The organism is Streptomyces sp. NPDC030798 (assembly GCF_055572275.1).
The window spans coordinates 102,808-119,093 of sequence record NZ_JBVIDR010000016.1; the positions used below are offsets into that span (position 1 = coordinate 102,808).

Sequence of the window (16,286 nt, forward strand, 5' to 3'; positions counted from 1 at the left end):
CCACCGACGGTACGGATGCCGACACGCGACGCATCCGGGCGTCCTCCAGGTGGACGACCGCGGACCGGGCAGACGCACCCGCACCCGCCTCAGGCCGACCGGAAACCGTCCGTTGCCGCCACCACGGCCGCCGTCGTGGCGTTCCCGGAGAGGCCGTGGCCCTCGTCGCCGATCAGGACGAGCCGCGCGCCCGGCCACGCCTGGGCCAGGTGCCAGGCGATGTCCGGGGGGCCGCTGATGTCCAGGCGCCCGTGGACCATCACGCCGGGGATGCCGGCGAGCTTTCCGGCGTCGCGCAGCAGCGCGCCGTCCTCCAGGAAGGCGGCGTTGCGCCAGTAGTGCGTGACGAGGCGGGCGAAGCGCAGCCGGAAGCGCGGGTCCTCGTAGCGAGGGTCGGGCCGGTGGCCGCGGTGGGTGGACACGTGCACGTCCTCCCACCGGCACCACGCGCGCGCCGCCCGCTCCCGTACGGCCGGATCGGCGTCGGCGAGCATCCGGGCGTAGGCGTCCACCAGGCTGCCGTCGCGCTCCGGCTCCGGTACGGCGTCACGGAAGCGGGCCCATTCCTCCGGGAAGATCCGCCCCATGTCCCGGGTGACCCACTCCACCTCGCGCCGGGTGGTGTTGGTGACGCTGAAGAGCACCAGACCGGACACGGGCGCGGGGTGCTGCTCGGCGTACGCCAGGGCCAGGGTCACGCCCCAGGAGCCGCCCATGACCAGCCACTCCTCGATGTCGAGGTGCCGGCGCAGCAGCTCGATGTCGGCGATCAGGTGCGGCGTGGTGTTGGCCGCCAGCGAGGTCCGCGGATCGGCGGCGTCGGGCGTGCTGCGGCCGCACCCGCGCTGGTCGAAGAGCACGATCCGGTACGCCGCCGGGTCGAACAGCCGGCGCCAGAACGGCCCCGCCCCGGACCCCGGCCCGCCGTGCAGGACGACGGCGGGCTTGCCGGCCGGGTTTCCGCACGCCTCCCAGTACACGCGGTGGCCGTCGCCGACGTCGAGCAGGCCGTGCTCGTAGGGCTCGACGGGGGGATACGGCTCGGCCATCGACGCACGCCCTCCTCCGATCTGACAGCGCTGGTAGATTATCGCCATGAGGAGTCACCCGGAACCCGTCGCCGTGGGCACCCTGCTGCGCCACGTCCTCGAACTGCTCGACGGGGACGTGGCGAAGGTGTACGAGGAGCAGGGCCTCGCCGAGTACCGGCCCCGTTTCTCCCCGGTCGTACGGGTGCTCCTGGCCGAAGGCCCGCTGCCGGTCCGTGACGTGGCGGCGGCCCTGGGGGTCACGCACTCGGCGGCCAGCCAGACGGCGGCCCAGATGGCCCGCGCCGGCCTGGTCACCCACCGCCCCGACCCGCGGGACGCCCGCCGCCGGCTGGTCGAGCTGACGCCGAAGGCCCATGCCCTCGTGCCGGCGATCGCGGCGGAGTGGGACGCGACGGCGGCGGCGATGGCGGAACTGGACGCGGAACTGCCCATGCCATTGGGGGAGTTGCTGACCCGGGTCGCGGAGGCGGTGCGCCGGCGCCCGTTCCGGGAGCGGATTGCGGCGGCGTACCGGTGCTGACGAAACGGGCGCGGGGGGGGGGGGGGGGGGAACAAACCCCCCACCCCCCCCCCCCCCCCCCCCCCCCCCCCCCCCCCCCCCCCCCCCCCCCCCCCCCCCCCCCCCCCCCCGCGCCCGTCTCACCTGCCCTCGGACGGCTGCGCCGGAGGGCGCTGCCGGTGGCGGGAGATGCGCCGGCGCGGGGGCCGGGTGAGGGTGATCTGCCGGACCAGCTGCTGGAAGCAGGTCAGGGACGCGAGCGCCGGCAGGGCGGCCGCCGCGATTCCGGTGAAGGTCCGGTCGGCCTGCGCCACGCACAGGACCATCGACAGGGACGAGAACAGCAGAACAACGAACCAGGAGTGCAGAGCCCGTCGCCGGTGCAGGGCGGTGCGCAGGATGGAGAGCGAGGCCACCATCCAGGGGCCGTAGACCAGCACCGGCCACCAGTGCGTGGCGCCGCCCTGGGTGCCGGCGCCGATGTGCTGCAACGGGGCGTAGGCGACCATCCCGCCGAAGAGGCTCACCATCGCCACGATGACGGCGGCGACCGCGGCGATCAGAAAGCTGACCGTCTGCAGCCAGGTGAAGCGCAGCCTGCGCACCCGCACCTTCCGGTGGGTCACCGAAGCGCGCCGGATCGGTGGCAGCTCACTGGTGATCTTCGCCAGGTTGTCCATCGGGTCGCCGCCGACCTCGACATGCGGCGCCGGCTCGACGCGGGGCGGCGGCACCACGGTCGCCTGCTGGGCCGTCGCCGCGTCCTGCAGAAGACTGGTGAGTTCCTCGACCGGGTCCCAGCCCTCTTCCACCGGGACCGCCGAGTAGAGATCCGTGTATTCGTTATTCACGAATGATTCGCCCCCGTCACGTGGCCGGGTGCTGGTGGTTCCACCGCCGCCCGAGTTCCTCCTGCGTCGCGTTCAGCACCGTCAGGAACTCGCTGAGCAGCGACCCGGTGACCCGCAGTTCGACCCAGGCGTCGTCACCGTGCAGGGTGTCGCTGGCGTCGGCCGCCGAGTACGCCGTCGCAGGCGTGAAGGTGTACCGGCCCAGCATCTGGGACCGAGCCGGGGGCAGAGCCTCCGCCGCCCCTCCGGGACGGCGAGAGTCGAGAAGCCTTGCTTTCGTCATATTCCGCTAACGCCGTCCCCGTCCTCCGGATGCGCGGCATTCGAGTGAGTTAATTCTCGGGAAATCGGCAGGGCGAATCATTTTTATGAGCGCCGGACACACCCGCTCAACGTCTTGTCTTTTTAATTCTTCTCCAAGGAAATGGAATTCTTCCCGGTGGGTACCCGCCGCCCATGGCGGAGATCTTCGTGGGCACCTGCGGCTGGACGGACCGGGCACTGCTGGCGAGCGGCTGGTACCCACCGGGCCGCCGCGACGCCGAGGGGCGTCTGCGCCACTACGCCGAGCGCTTCCCGCTGGTCGAGGCGGACTCCCCGTACTACGCCCTCCCCACCGCCCGCACCACCCGCCTCTGGGCGGAACGCACCCCGGCCGGCTTCCGCTTCGACGTCAAGGCGTTCTCCCTGCTCACCGGTCACCCGACCCGCCCGTCCGCGCTCCCCGCGGACTTACGCGGCCGCCCCCGTGACGAGGGCCTGCTGAACGAGGTCTGGACGCGCTGTGCCGAGGCCCTCCGGCCCCTGCGCGACACCGGCCGCCTCGGCACGCTCCTCTTCCAGTACCCGCCCAGCCTGGCCCCCGGCCCCGAGGCAGAGGCGTTCCTCCGGGCAGGCCGCGAACGCACCCGGGACTGGCCGGTCGCCGTCGAGTTCCGCAACCCGGCCTGGTGGAGCCCGGCCCAGGCACCCACCACGACGGCTCTGCTCACCGACCTCGACGCGACCGCCGTAGCCGTCGACACGGCGCAGCACCTGCCCACCTCCATGCCGCCCACCACGGCCGTCACGACACGCCGCCTGTCGGTCGTCCGCTTCCACGGCCGCAGCCCGCACTGGGGCACGGGCACCAAGGAGGAGCGCTTCCGCCACACCTACACGGCGCAGGAACTGGCCGAGTGGCTGCCCCGCGTCCACGAGCTGGCGTCCCGCACCGACGAACTCCACCTCCTCTTCAACAACTGCTGCGGGGACGCCTCGGCCAAGGCGGCGGACCTCATGCGAGCCCTCCTCGCCATGGCGATCCCGCATCAGCCCGGCCCCCGCACCACGGCGGACGACCCGTCCGGCTGAACGGCCCCGCGGCCCCGTACGGCGGGCAGGGCACGTGCCGGGTGGTGTCCGCCCGCAGCGGCCGGCACACAGCCCGGCCCGCCAGACCGAGGAGCTGCCCGCACCGCCCGCCGTGCTCCCCGCTGCCCGCACCGCCCCCCGGCACCCCGCCCCCCCCGCATCGCCCCCCGGCACCGCGCTCCCCGCGCCGCCCCGGCACCGCGCTCCCCGCGCCGCCCCGGCACCGCGCTCCCCGCGCCGCCCCCGGCACCGCGCTCCCCGCGCCGCCCCCGGCACCGCGCTCCCCGCACCGCCCCCCGGCACCCCGCCCCCCCGCACCCCCCGTCCAAGCGCCGCAGGCAATAGGCTCGGCTCAGATGATCCCCGCTCCGACAGGAGGCCACGGATGACGCCGGGGCGCAGAAGCAGCACGTTCACCCGACTCCTGCGGCACGGCTTCACCGACCCCTCCGCCGCCGAGCGGCTGCTGGACAGTGAGGAACTGGCACCGGTCCGCAACGACCCCGTCCTCCTGGAGGCCCTCGGCGCCACCGCCGACCCCGACCTCGCCCTGCACGGCCTGGTCCGCCTGCTGGAGGCCCAGGACGGCCAGACGGCGCACCGGGAGCTGCTCGACACGCTGATAGCGGCCAAGCCCCTGCGCGACCGCCTCCTCGGCGTCCTCGGCGCCTCCGCCGCCCTCGCCGACCACCTGGCCCGCCACCCCAGCGACTGGCACGCCCTGGTGACGTACGAACCCCGTGACCTCCACCCGGGCGTGGAGGAGTTCGAACGCGGCCTGGCCGAGGCCACCGACCCGGTCTCCCTCCGCGTCGCCTACCGCCGCTGCCTCCTGTCCATCGCCGCCCGCGACGTCTGCGGCACCACCGGCATCGCCGACACCGCGGCCGAACTCGCCGACCTCGCCACCGCCACCCTCCGTGCCGCCCTCGCCCTCGCCGAGGCCGCGGCCCCGCAGGACGCCGCCGCCTGCCGCCTCGCGGTCATCGCGATGGGCAAGTGCGGCGGCCACGAGCTGAACTACGTCTCCGACGTCGACGTGATCTTCGTCGCCGAGGCCGCCGAGGGCGCGGACGAGGGCAAGGCGCTCAGATCCGCCACCAAGCTCGCCTCGCATCTGATGCGGATCTGCTCCGAGACCACCGTCGAGGGCTCCATCTGGCCGGTCGACGCCAACCTCCGCCCCGAGGGCCGCAACGGCCCCCTCGTGCGCACCCTCAGCAGCCACCTCGCCTACTACCAGCGCTGGGCGAAGACCTGGGAGTTCCAGGCCCTGCTCAAGGCCCGCCCGGTGGCCGGCGACCCCGCCCTCGGCCAGGCCTACGTCGACGCGCTGGAACCCCTCGTCTGGCAGGCCGCCGAACGCGAGAACTTCGTGGCGGACGTGCAGAAGATGCGCCGCCGTGTCGTGGAGAACATCCCGGCCGCCGAGATCGAACGCGAGCTGAAGCTCGGCCCCGGCGGGCTGCGCGACGTCGAATTCGCGGTCCAGCTCCTGCAGTTGGTGCACGGCCGCACCGACGCCTCCCTGCGCAGCGGCACCACCCTGAACGCCCTCCAGGCGCTCGCCGCCGGCGGCTACGTGGGCCGCGAGGACGCCGCCCGCCTCGACGAGGCGTACCGCTTCCTGCGCTCCATGGAGCACCGCATCCAGCTCTACCGCCTGCGCCGCACCCACCTCGTCCCCGAGTCCGAGGACGACCAGCGGCGCCTCGGCCGCTCCCTCGGCCTGCGCACCGACCCGGTGGCCGAGCTGAACCGCGAGTGGAAGCGGCACACCGGAGTCGTACGCCGGCTGCACGAGAAGCTCTTCTACCGCCCGCTGCTCGACGCCGTCGCCCAACTCGCCCCGGGCGAGGCCCGGCTGAGCCCGGAGGCGGCCCGCGAACGCCTCGTCGCCCTGGGCTATGCCGATCCCGCCGCGGCCCTGCGCCACCTGGAGGCCCTCGCCTCCGGCGTGACCCGCAAGGCGGCCATCCAGCGCACCCTCCTGCCCGTCCTGCTCGGCTGGTTCGCCGACTCCGCCGACCCCGACGCCGGCCTGCTGAACTTCCGCAAGGTCTCCGACGCCCTCGGCAAGACCCCCTGGTACCTCAGGCTGCTCAGGGACGAGGGCGCCGCCGCCGAGAACCTCGCCCGGGTCCTGTCGGCCGGCCGCCTCGCCCCCGACCTGCTGATGCGCGCCCCCGAGGCGGTGGCCCTGCTCGGCGAGGGCGACGGCACCGGACCGGGCGGCGGCCTCGAGCCGCGCCCGCGCGCCCAGCTCGAGCAGGAGATCCTGGCCGCCGTGGGCCGCGCCGGGAACGCCGAGCAGGGCGTCACCGCGGCCCGCGGCGTCCGCCGCCGCGAACTGTTCCGCACGGCCGCCGCGGACATCGTCGGCTCCTACGGCACCGAGACCAGCCCCGCCGAGGCCGACGAGGGCGCCCTGGTGGACCGCGTCGGCGCCGCCGTCTCCGACCTGACCGCCGCGACCCTCGCGGGCACCCTGCGGGCCGTCGTGCGCGACGGCTGGGGCGACACCCTGCCCACCCGGTTCGCGATCATAGGGATGGGCCGCTTCGGCGGCCACGAACTGGGCTACGGCTCCGACGCCGACGTGCTGTTCGTGCACGAGCCGCAGGACGGCGTGGACGAGCACGAGGCCGCCGCCGCGGCGAACAAGGTCGTCGCCGAGATGCGCCGCCTGCTGCAGCGGCCCAGCGCCGACCCGCCGCTGCTGATCGACGCCGACCTGCGCCCCGAGGGCAAGTCGGGGCCGCTGGTGCGCACCCTGAAGTCGTACGAGGCGTACTACCGCCGCTGGTCCCTCGTCTGGGAGTCGCAGGCGCTGCTGCGGGCCGAGCCGGTCGCCGGCGACGAGGACCTGGCCCGCCGCTTCACCGAGCTGATCGACCCGCTGCGCTACCCGCGCGGTGGCCTCGGCGACGACGCGGTCCGCGAGATCCGCCGGCTGAAGGCCCGTATGGAGTCCGAGCGGCTGCCGCGCGGCGCCGACCCCAAGCTGCACACCAAGCTCGGCCCGGGCGGCCTGTCCGACGTCGAGTGGACCGTGCAGCTGCTCCAGCTGCGCCACGGCCACCAGGTGCCCGGTCTGCGCACCACCCGCACCCGCGAGGCCCTGGCCGCTGCCCGTGCGGCCGGGCTGCTGTCCGCCGAGGACACGGCCGTGCTGGACGAGGCCTGGGTGCTGGCCACCCGGGTGCGCAACGCGGTCATGCTGGTGCGCGGCCGGGCCGGCGACACCTTCCCGACCGAACCCCGAGAACTCGCCGCCGTCGGCCGCTACCTGGGCCACGGCGCCGGACACGCCGGGGACATGCTCGACGCCTACCGCCGTACGACCCGCCGGGCGCGCACGGTGGTGGAGGAGCTGTTCTACGCCGACGGCACCTGAGCCGGCGCCGGCGCTGCCGGGGCGGTCACCCGCCTCGGCAGGGCGTGCGGCAGGCTGCCGTAGCAGAGCCGGGCGAGGCCGAGGCCGAAGGCCAGGCACAGGACGCCGCCGACCGCGTCCAGCCAGAAGTGGTTGGCCGTGGCCACGATCACCACCAACGTCACCGCCGGGTACACCAGGCCCAGCACCCGCACCCACGGCAGGGACGCGAGCGCGAAGATCGTCAGGCCGCACCACAGCGACCAGCCGATGTGCATCGACGGCATCGCCGCGTACTGGTTCGACATGTGCTTCAGGTCGCCGGAGGCCATGGAACCCCAGGTGTGGTGGCGCATCACCGTGTCCACGAAGTGCGCGCCGGTCATCAGCCGGGGCGGGGCGAGCGGGAACAGGTAGTAACCGACCAGGGCCACGCCCGTCGTCGCGAACAGCGCCAGCCGGGTCGCCGCGTACCGCCCGGGATGCCACCGGTAGAGCCACAGCAGCACCGCGACGGTGATCACGAAGTGCAGGGTGGCGTAGTAGTAGTTCATGCCGACGATCAGCCACGTCACCGCGTTCGCCGCATGGTTGACCGTCTGCTCGACGGCGATGCCCAGACGGTGCTCCAGGCGCCAGACCCGGTCGGCGTTGCGCAGCGCGTCGGCCCGCTGCTCCGGGACCGCGTTGCGGATCAGGGAGTACGTCCAGTAACTCACCGCGATCAGCAGGATCTCGAACCACAGCCGGGGCCGCCGGGGACGGCGCAGCCCGCGTGGCGCCCCCTGTCCGTCCTCGCCCGTGACGGTCCGCGGAACGGCCACCTCCTCGCGACCTTCCGGCTCTGTCACGGTCGAGTCACTCATGGGCACAGAGTCTGCCAGACAAGGCTTTCTCGACAGATCATCCCAAGGCCGGGTTGAGTACGCACGTTCTGCACGTCCTACGGCATATCTGCCCCTACTGCGGCATGCGCAAAATTCCGGTCACTTCCGGTCACCCGGCGCCGAAGCGGTCGAACCGCGCACCACCAGCTCCGGCATGAACACGAACTCGCTGTGCGGCGCGGGCGTGCCGCCGATCTCCTCCAGCAGCGTGCGCACCGCCGCCTGCCCCATCGCCGGGACCGGCTTGCGCACCGTGGTCAGCGGCGGATCGGTGAACGCGATCAGCGGGGAGTCGTCGAAGCCCACCACCGACACGTCCCGGGGCACCTCCAGACCCAGCTGCCGGGCCGCCCGTATCGCGCCGAGCGCCATCATGTCGCTCGCGCACACCACGGCCGTGCACCTGCGCTCGATCAGCGCCGTCGCGGCCGCCTGGCCGCCCTCCAGCGTGTAGAGCGAGTGCTGGATCAGCTCCGTCTCGATCGTCTCCGCGGGGAGCCCGAGCTGCTCCTGCATGGCCCGCACGAAGCCCTCGATCTTGCGCTGCACCGGCACGAACCGCTTCGGCCCGAGCGCCAGCCCGATCCGGGTGTGGCCCAGCGAGGCCAGATGCGTCACCGCCAGTGCCGTCGCCGCGCGGTCGTCGGGGGAGATGAACGGCGCCTGCACCTTCGGCGAGAACCCGTCCACCAGGACGAACGGCACGCCCTGCGCCCGCAGCCGCTCATAGCGCTGCATGTCGGCGGTGGTGTCCGCGTGCAGCCCCGACACGTAGATGATCCCCGCGACCCCGCGGTCCACCAGCATCTCGGTCAGCTCGTCCTCCGTCGACCCGCCGGGGGTCTGGGTGGCGAGCACCGGGGTGTAGCCCTGCCGGGTCAGCGCCTGGCCGATGACCTGCGCCAGCGCCGGGAATATCGGGTTCTCCAGCTCCGGGGTGATCAGACCCACCAGGCCCTCGCTGCGCTGCCGGAGCCGTACCGGACGCTCGTAGCCGAGCACGTCCAGCGCGGCGAGCACCGACTGGCGGGTGGTGGCGGCGACGCCAGGCTTGCCGTTGAGGACGCGGCTGACGGTCGCTTCGCTCACCCCCGCCTGCGCAGCGATGTCCGCAAGCCGTGTGGTCACGGCACTGGACTGTACCGGCCGCGCCTCGCCTTGCACACCGACGGGACGCCGTGCGCGGGCGGCCGAACGGCCCGCCGTGGATTGCTGCGTCATCGCGCTGCCTCGTCCTTTCGTAGGGCCCCTTGACGGCAAGAGCTTGCAGAGTCTTGCACAAGTGTGCCGCCGCCCGCTGATCGGCGCCGCAGCCGGGTCACGGAGGGCCTGCGCAGAGGTCACGACGGCGTAACCATCGTGACCCCTTGCACTTTTTTTCTGCAAGGTCTTTCGCAACGCTTACAGGCGCGGCTAATCTCACCGTCGCCCGGCCGCCGCAACGGCGCAGTCGGCAAGACGGTGGGGACGGCGGACGGGACCGCTCCCCGCATCACTCGGGCTTAACCCTCAAGGAGAACTCATGCGGCGTGGCATAGCGGCCTCCGCGCTGGTGGCGTCCCTCGCCCTGACGGCGACGGCGTGCGGCGGGAGCGACAGCGACAGCAAGTCGGACGGCCCGGTCACCATCACCTGGTGGGACACCTCCAACGCCACCAACGAGGCGCCGACGTACAAGGCCCTGGTCCAGCAGTTCGAGGCCGCCAACAAGAACATCAAGGTCAAGTACGTCAACGTCCCCTTCGACCAGGCACAGAACAAGTTCGACACCGCCGCCGGCTCCAAGGGCGCCCCGGACATCCTGCGCTCCGAGGTCGGCTGGACCCCGGCCTTCGCCAAGAAGAGCTACTTCCTGCCGCTGGACGGCACCGAGGCCCTCGCCGACCAGGCCAAGTTCCAGCCGAACCTGATCAAGCAGGCCCAGTACCAGGGCAAGACCTACGGCGTCCCGCTGGTCACCGACACCCTGGCCCTGGTCTACAACAAGGCCCTGTTCAAGAAGGCCGGCATCACCGACGCCCCCAAGACCTGGGACGAGCTGAAGGCCGACGCCGCCAAGATCGACGCCAAGGAGAACGTCTACGGCTACTGGGGCTCCACCCAGGCCTACTACGCCCAGACCTTCCTCTACGGCGAGGGCACCGACACCGTCGACGCGGGCGCCAAGAAGATCACCGTCGACTCCGCCGCCGCGAAGAAGGCCTACGGCACCTGGCTGAGCCTGTTCAAGGGGCAGGGCCTGCACAAGGCCGACACCACCGCCGACGCCTACGCCCACATCCAGGACGCGTTCGTCAACGGCAAGGTCGCCGCGATCATCCAGGGCCCCTGGGAGATCACGAACTTCTACAAGGGCTCGGCCTTCAAGGACAGGTCCAACCTCGGCATCGCCACCGTCCCGGCCGGCTCCACCGGCAAGGCGGGCGCACCGACCGGCGGCCACAACCTCTCGGTCTACGCCGGCTCCGACAAGGCCCACCAGGCCGCGGCGCTGAAGTTCGTGAAGTTCATGACCTCGGCGAAGTCCCAGGAGACCATCGCCCTGAAGAACTCCACCCTGCCCACCCGCGGTGACGCCTACACCGCCCAGGTCAAGGCCGACCCCGGCATCGCCGGCTACCAGGGCGTCCTGTCCGCCGCCCAGCCTCGCCCGGCCCTGCCCGAGTACAGCTCCCTGTGGGGTCCGCTCGACACCGAGCTGCCCAAGGTCGCCGGCGGCAAGGAGTCGCTGGACAAGGGCCTGAGCAACGCCGAGCTGGCCATCGCCAAGCTGGTGCCCGACTTCAGCAAGTGAGCCCCGCGTGGCCGCCGGATCCTCTCTCAAGGGGGGAAGGATCCGGCGGCCACCGGCCTGTCCCTCCCGAGCCCCCTTTCTGAACCAATCGAAGGTGTCGAACCATGACAGTCGCCATCGACCGCGCGACCGGCAAGCGCCGCGGTGACCGCGCGCCTCGGCCCGGGCTGGGGCAGCGCCTGAGGAACGGCTACCAGAAGTACTGGTACGCGTACGCGATGATCACGCCGGTCGCCCTGGTGCTGGGCGTGCTGGTGTTCTATCCGCTGGTCTACGGCTTCTACCTCACGCTCACCGACGCCAACAGCCTCAACAGCGCCCGCACCATCGGCGTCAACCACATCGACGCCACCTACAAGTTCATCGGCCTGGACAACTACAAGGACGTGCTGTTCGGCCCGCTGTCGTACGACCGCTTCTGGTCGCACCTCATCTGGACGATCGTCTGGACGGCGCTGTGCGTCGCCCTGCACTACAGCATCGGTCTGGGCCTCGCGCTGCTGCTCAACGGCAGGTTCCGCGGCCGCACCCTGTACCGGCTGATCCTGGTGCTGCCCTGGGCCGTGCCCACCTTCGTCACCGTCTTCGGCTGGCGGTTCATGCTCGCCGACGGCGGCATCATCAACGCCGGCCTGCACGCACTGCACCTGCCCCAGCCGCAGTGGCTGGAGGACACCTTCTGGCAGCGCTTCGCCGCGATCATGGTCAACACCTGGTGCGGTGTGCCGTTCATGATGCTCTCGCTGCTCGGCGGCCTGCAGTCCATCGACGCCTCGCTGTACGAGGCGGCCGAGATGGACGGCGCGAGCCCCTGGCAGCGCTTCCGCTACGTCACCCTGCCGGGCCTCAGGTCCGTCAGCTCCACCGTGGTCCTGCTCGGCATCATCTGGACCTTCAACCAGTTCGCCATCATCTTCCTGCTGTTCGGCAACACCGCCCCCGACGCCCAGATCCTCGTCACCTGGGCCTACTACCTGGGCTTCGGACAGCAGCCGCGTGACTTCGCCCAGTCGGCCACGTACGGCATCCTGCTGCTGGCCATCCTGATCGTCTTCACCTCCGTCTACCGCCGCTGGCTGAACCGCAACGAGCCGCAGCTCGCGATCTGAGGCAGGAGCCCGACATGAGCACGACCACCGTTCCGACCTCCGCCGCCGTGACCGAGCAGCCCTCCGCCGACGCGCCGCGCCGCCGGATCCGCCGCCGCGGCGAGCGCGGGCCCGTCGCGACCCTCCTCTCCCACGGCGCGCTGATCACCGCGAGTCTCATCGCCTTCTTCCCGGTCGGCTGGCTGATCTACCTGTCCCTCGGCCCGGACAAGGACGACTATCTGCACCCCGGGCAGATCTGGCACACGATGACGCTGGACAACTACTCCTTCGTCCTCGAGCACACCAGCTTCTTCGACTGGCTGAAGAGCACCCTCGTCGTCGTCGCGGGCACCACGGTCATCGGCGTGCTGATCGCCGCCACCACCGGCTACGCGGTCTCCCGCATGCGCTTCCCCGGCTACCGCAAGTTCATGTGGCTGCTGCTGCTCACGCAGATGTTCCCGATCGCCGTGCTCATCGTGCCGATGTACCAGATCATGTCGGACCTGGGACTCATCGACACCTACCTCGGCCTGATCCTGATCAACAGCACCACGATCGTGCCCTACTGCGCGTGGCTGCTGAAGGGCTACTTCGACACCATCCCGTTCGAGATCGACGAGGCCGGCCGCGTCGACGGGCTCACCCCGTTCGGCACCTTCCTGCGGCTGATCCTGCCGCTCGCCAAGCCGGGTCTCGCGGTGGCCGCGTTCTACGCCTTCCTCACCGCCTTCGGCGAGGTCGCCTTCGCCTCGACGTTCATGCTGAGCGACGACAAGTACACCTTCGCCGTCGGCCTGCAGACCTTCGTCAGCGAACACGACGCCCAGCGCAACCTGATGGCGGCCGCCGCGGTCCTGATCGCGATACCCGTCTCGGTCTTCTTCTACCTCGTGCAGAAGAACCTCGTCACCGGCCTCACCGCCGGCGGCACCAAGGGCTGACCACCCCGAGGACCGGGCGGCCGCGGTGCCCATCCGACCCCGCCGTCACCGCGGCCGCCCCGCATTCTCCGTCCCCGGCCGGCACACGCCGTCGCACCCACAACATGACCCGAACCCAGTTACGTATCAAGGACGCCATGAGCCAGCAGCACCCTGCAGCCCCGGCCGACCACTCCGCCGTCGCCACCGTCGCCGCCCGCCGCGACTGGTGGCGGGACGCGGTCATCTACCAGGTCTATCCCCGCAGCTTCGCCGACAGCAACGGCGACGGCATGGGCGACCTGGAGGGCGTACGCTCCCGCCTGCCGTACCTGCGCGACCTCGGCGTGGACGCCGTGTGGCTCAGCCCCTTCTACGCCTCCCCGCAGGCCGACGCCGGCTACGACGTCGCCGACTACCGCGCGGTCGACCCGATGTTCGGCAACCTGCTGGACGCCGACGCGCTCATCCGCGACGCCCACGGACTCGGGCTGCGGATCATCGTCGACCTCGTGCCCAACCACTCCTCCGACCAGCACGAGTGGTTCAAGCGGGCGCTCGCCGAGGGCCCCGGATCCCCGCTGCGCGACCGCTACCACTTCCGCCCCGGCAAGGGGAAGAAGGGCGAACTGCCGCCCAACGACTGGGAGTCCATCTTCGGCGGCCCCGCCTGGACGCGGGTCACCGAACCCGACGGCACGCCCGGCGAGTGGTACCTGCACCTCTTCGCCCCCGAGCAGCCCGACTTCAACTGGGAGCACCCGGCGGTCGGCGACGAGTTCCGCTCGATCCTGCGCTTCTGGCTGGACATGGGCGTCGACGGCTTCCGCATCGACGTCGCCCACGGCCTGGTGAAGGCCGCCGGCCTGCCCGACCTCGGCGCCCACGACCAGCTCAAGCTGCTGGGCAACGATGTCATGCCGTTCTTCGACCAGGACGGCGTGCACGCGATCTACCGCCAGTGGCGCACGATCCTCGACGAGTACGCCGGTGAGCGGATCTTCGTCGCCGAGGCCTGGACCCCGACCGTCGAGCGCACCGCCAACTACGTCCGCCCGGACGAGCTCCACCAGGCGTTCAACTTCCAGTACCTGGGCACGGAGTGGGACGCGGACGAGCTGCGCACGGTCATCGACCGCACCCTGGAGGCGATGCGCCCGGTCGGCGCCCCCGCCACGTGGGTGCTGTCCAACCACGACGTCACCCGGCACGCGACCCGCTTCGCCAACCCGCCCGGCCTCGGCACCCAGATCCGCACGGCCGGCGACCGCGAGCTGGGCCTGCGCCGGGCCCGCGCGGCCACCCTGCTCATGCTGGCCCTGCCCGGTTCGGCGTATGTCTACCAGGGCGAGGAACTGGGCCTGCCGGACGTGGTCGACCTGCCCGACGAGGTGCGCCAGGACCCGGCGTACTTCCGCGGCGCCGGTCAGGACGGCTTCCGCGACGGCTGCCGGGTGCCGATCCCGTGGACCCGCACGGGCTCGTCGTACGGCTTCGGCAGCGGCGGCAGCTGGTTGCCGCAGCCGGCGAGCTGGGGCGAGCTGAGCGTGGAGGCGCAGACCGGGGTGCCCGGCTCGACGCTCGAGCTGTACCGGTCGGCGCTGCGCGTGCGCCGCTCCCGGCCCGACCTCGGCGCGGGCGACGCGGTGGAGTGGCTGCGCGCGCCCGAGGGCGTGCTGGCCTTCCGGCGCGGGGAGTTCGTGTGCGTCGCCAACACCGGCGGCGAGTCCGTGACGGTCCCGGCGTACGGCCGCGTCCTGCTCGCGAGCGGTGAGGTGACCGAGGCGGACGGCGAGGCCAAGGTGCCGGCCGACACCACGGTGTGGTGGTCGGCGGCCGGCTGAGGGCCCGTCTGAAATTTCTTGCATCAACTTCACACGCGCCCGCTGCCTTTCGGGGCAGCGGGCGCTTAACATCTGCGTCACCGCAAGTTTGCCGCAATCTTGCAGCAAGCGTCTTCAGCGGCCTTCCTCAGCCTTCAATGACGAAGGAACCCCACATGGCACGCAGATCACTCCCCATGGCGGCCCTCCTCACGGCCGCCGCTCTCATTGGCATGAACCCGACGACCGCCGAGGCCTCCCCGCCCGGCACCAAGGACGTCACCGCGGTCCTGTTCGAGTGGAACTACGCCTCGGTGGCCCGCGAGTGCACCACCACCCTCGGCCCCGCCGGCTACGGCTACGTGCAGGTCTCCCCACCCGCCGAGCACATACAGGGGTCGCAGTGGTGGACCTCGTACCAGCCCGTCAGCTACAGGATCGCCGGCCGGCTCGGCGACCGCACAGCCTTCCAGAGCATGGTGAACACCTGCCACGCGGCGGGCGTGAAGGTCGTGGTCGACACCGTCGTCAACCACATGGCGGCGGGCAGCGGCACCGGCACCGGCGGCTCGTCGTACACGAAGTACGACTACCCGGGCCTGTACTCGGTCTACGACTTCGACGACTGCATGTCCCAGGTCACCAACTACCAGGACCGCTGGAACGTCCAGCACTGCGAACTGGTGGGCCTCGCCGACCTGGACACCGGCGAGGAGTACGTCCGCAAGACCATCGCCGGCTACATGAACGACCTGCTGTCGCTCGGCGTCGACGGCTTCCGCATCGACGCGGCCAAGCACATCCCCGCCGACGACCTCGCCAACATCAAGAGCCGCCTGACCAACCCTTCCGTCTACTGGAAGCAGGAGGTCATCTACGGTGCGAACGAGGCCGTCCAGCCCTCCGAGTACACCGGCAACGGAGACGTCCAGGAGTTCCGCTACGCCTACGACCTCAAGCGGGTCTTCACCAGCGAAAAGCTGGCGTACCTGAACAACTACGGCGAGGGCTGGGGCTATCTGAGCAGCTCGGTGGCCGGGGTCTTCGTCGACAACCACGACACCGAGCGCAACGGCTCCACGCTCAACTACAAGAGCGGCGCCGACTACACCCTGGCCAACGTCTTCATGCTGGCCTGGCCCTACGGCGCCCCGGACATCAACTCCGGCTACGAGTGGTCCGACGCGGACGCCGGGCCGCCCAACGGCGGTCGGGTCGACGCGTGCTGGCAGGACGGCTGGAAGTGCCAGCACAAGTGGCCCGAGATCATCTCGATGGTCGCCTTCCGCAACGCCACCCGCGGCCAGTCGGTGACGAACTGGTGGGACGACGGCAACAACGCCATCGCCTTCGGCCGGGGCAGCAAGGGCTACGTGGCGATCAACCACGAGAGCGGCAGCCTGACCAGGACGTTCCAGACCTCGCTGCCCGCCGGCACGTACTGCAACGTGCAGAACAACACGACGGTGACCGTCAACTCCGGTGGCCAGTTCACCGCGACCCTGGGGTCCAACACGGCTCTGGCCCTCTACGCCGGCAAGTCGAGCTGCTGAGCACGCCTGCTGACGCTGCGTGAAACTTCTTTCTCCGGGTTTCACAAGTCTTGCTGCAACCCTTTCGTGGGCGGTACGGTCGCG

At 71.5% G+C, this 16,286-nt stretch carries 13 protein-coding genes; 8 read left to right on the forward strand and 5 right to left on the reverse strand.

The genetic code is table 11. From position 1 onward, the window contains the following. Window positions 1–89: 89 nt before the first annotated feature. A complete protein-coding gene (pip, locus tag ACZ404_RS30980; protein ID WP_468445613.1) occupies window positions 90–1,049 on the reverse strand; it encodes a prolyl aminopeptidase in 960 nt (319 codons plus the stop codon). A 46-nt stretch (window positions 1,050–1,095) separates the two neighbouring features. On the opposite strand from pip, the gene ACZ404_RS30985 reads away from it, so the two are divergent. Further along, window positions 1,096–1,572, forward strand: coding sequence for a MarR family transcriptional regulator (locus ACZ404_RS30985; RefSeq protein WP_468445615.1), 477 nt, complete (start codon window positions 1,096–1,098; stop codon window positions 1,570–1,572). A gap of 119 nt (window positions 1,573–1,691) precedes the next feature. Here ACZ404_RS30985 and ACZ404_RS30990 read toward each other — a convergent pair whose 3' ends face one another. After that, window positions 1,692–2,402, reverse strand: a complete 711-nt coding sequence (locus ACZ404_RS30990; RefSeq protein ID WP_468445617.1) for a DUF2637 domain-containing protein — start codon at window positions 2,400–2,402, stop codon at window positions 1,692–1,694. Between the two features lie 16 nt (window positions 2,403–2,418). After that, the gene (locus ACZ404_RS30995) at window positions 2,419–2,610 is read right to left on the reverse strand and encodes a hypothetical protein (RefSeq protein WP_468445619.1); all 192 of its coding nucleotides are present in this window, start codon (window positions 2,608–2,610) and stop codon (window positions 2,419–2,421) included. 248 nt (window positions 2,611–2,858) lie between these two features. Here ACZ404_RS30995 and ACZ404_RS31000 point away from each other — a divergent pair, with 248 nt between their 5' ends. Next, window positions 2,859–3,755 (forward strand): DUF72 domain-containing protein, encoded by an 897-nt coding sequence (locus ACZ404_RS31000; protein ID WP_468445621.1) that lies wholly within the window; start codon window positions 2,859–2,861, stop codon window positions 3,753–3,755. 385 nt (window positions 3,756–4,140) lie between these two features. Next, a complete protein-coding gene (locus tag ACZ404_RS31005) occupies window positions 4,141–7,152 on the forward strand; it encodes a bifunctional [glutamine synthetase] adenylyltransferase/[glutamine synthetase]-adenylyl-L-tyrosine phosphorylase (RefSeq protein WP_468445623.1) in 3,012 nt (1,003 codons plus the stop codon). Here the strand turns inward: ACZ404_RS31005 and ACZ404_RS31010 are convergent. Together ACZ404_RS31010 and ACZ404_RS31015 are read right to left on the reverse strand one after the other, a co-directional pair. After that, window positions 7,134–7,997: a phosphatase PAP2 family protein gene (locus ACZ404_RS31010; RefSeq protein WP_468445625.1), complete on the reverse strand. Its 864-nt coding sequence runs from the start codon at window positions 7,995–7,997 to the stop codon at window positions 7,134–7,136. The genes ACZ404_RS31005 and ACZ404_RS31010 overlap by 19 nt on opposite strands. 120 nt (window positions 7,998–8,117) lie before the next feature. After that, a complete protein-coding gene (locus ACZ404_RS31015) occupies window positions 8,118–9,146 on the reverse strand; it encodes a LacI family DNA-binding transcriptional regulator (protein WP_468445627.1) in 1,029 nt (342 codons plus the stop codon). A gap of 394 nt (window positions 9,147–9,540) precedes the next feature. Here ACZ404_RS31015 and ACZ404_RS31020 point away from each other — a divergent pair, with 394 nt between their 5' ends. From ACZ404_RS31020 to ACZ404_RS31040, 5 genes are all read left to right on the forward strand, one after another. Next, window positions 9,541–10,812 carry an extracellular solute-binding protein gene (locus tag ACZ404_RS31020; protein ID WP_468445629.1) on the forward strand — a complete coding sequence of 424 codons (1,272 nt, stop codon included), beginning with the start codon at window positions 9,541–9,543 and terminating at the stop codon, window positions 10,810–10,812. 104 nt (window positions 10,813–10,916) lie between these two features. Next, window positions 10,917–11,921, forward strand: coding sequence for a carbohydrate ABC transporter permease (locus ACZ404_RS31025; RefSeq protein ID WP_468445631.1), 1,005 nt, complete (start codon window positions 10,917–10,919; stop codon window positions 11,919–11,921). A 14-nt stretch (window positions 11,922–11,935) separates the two neighbouring features. Then, window positions 11,936–12,847, forward strand: a complete 912-nt coding sequence (locus tag ACZ404_RS31030) for a sugar ABC transporter permease (RefSeq protein ID WP_468445633.1) — start codon at window positions 11,936–11,938, stop codon at window positions 12,845–12,847. A 137-nt stretch (window positions 12,848–12,984) separates the two neighbouring features. Beyond that, window positions 12,985–14,670, forward strand: a complete 1,686-nt coding sequence (locus ACZ404_RS31035; protein WP_468445635.1) for a glycoside hydrolase family 13 protein — start codon at window positions 12,985–12,987, stop codon at window positions 14,668–14,670. Between the two features lie 155 nt (window positions 14,671–14,825). Further along, a complete protein-coding gene (locus ACZ404_RS31040) occupies window positions 14,826–16,202 on the forward strand; it encodes an alpha-amylase (RefSeq protein WP_468445637.1) in 1,377 nt (458 codons plus the stop codon). The last annotated feature ends 84 nt before the right edge of the window (window positions 16,203–16,286 follow it).

What these genes read in the sequence shown, in the direction of transcription:
- pip (WP_468445613.1), bottom strand. Translation starts at nt 1,049, where the DNA reads ATGGCCGAGCCGTATCCCCCCGTCGAGCCCTACGAGCACGGCCTGCTC.
- ACZ404_RS30985 (WP_468445615.1), top strand. Translation starts at nt 1,096, where the DNA reads ATGAGGAGTCACCCGGAACCCGTCGCCGTGGGCACCCTGCTGCGCCAC.
- ACZ404_RS30995 (WP_468445619.1), bottom strand. Translation starts at nt 2,610, where the DNA reads ATGCTGGGCCGGTACACCTTCACGCCTGCGACGGCGTACTCGGCGGCC.
- ACZ404_RS31000 (WP_468445621.1), top strand. Translation starts at nt 2,859, where the DNA reads ATGGCGGAGATCTTCGTGGGCACCTGCGGCTGGACGGACCGGGCACTG.
- ACZ404_RS31005 (WP_468445623.1), top strand. Translation starts at nt 4,141, where the DNA reads ATGACGCCGGGGCGCAGAAGCAGCACGTTCACCCGACTCCTGCGGCAC.
- ACZ404_RS31010 (WP_468445625.1), bottom strand. Translation starts at nt 7,997, where the DNA reads ATGAGTGACTCGACCGTGACAGAGCCGGAAGGTCGCGAGGAGGTGGCC.
- ACZ404_RS31020 (WP_468445629.1), top strand. Translation starts at nt 9,541, where the DNA reads ATGCGGCGTGGCATAGCGGCCTCCGCGCTGGTGGCGTCCCTCGCCCTG.
- ACZ404_RS31025 (WP_468445631.1), top strand. Translation starts at nt 10,917, where the DNA reads ATGACAGTCGCCATCGACCGCGCGACCGGCAAGCGCCGCGGTGACCGC.
- ACZ404_RS31030 (WP_468445633.1), top strand. Translation starts at nt 11,936, where the DNA reads ATGAGCACGACCACCGTTCCGACCTCCGCCGCCGTGACCGAGCAGCCC.
- ACZ404_RS31035 (WP_468445635.1), top strand. Translation starts at nt 12,985, where the DNA reads ATGAGCCAGCAGCACCCTGCAGCCCCGGCCGACCACTCCGCCGTCGCC.
- ACZ404_RS31040 (WP_468445637.1), top strand. Translation starts at nt 14,826, where the DNA reads ATGGCACGCAGATCACTCCCCATGGCGGCCCTCCTCACGGCCGCCGCT.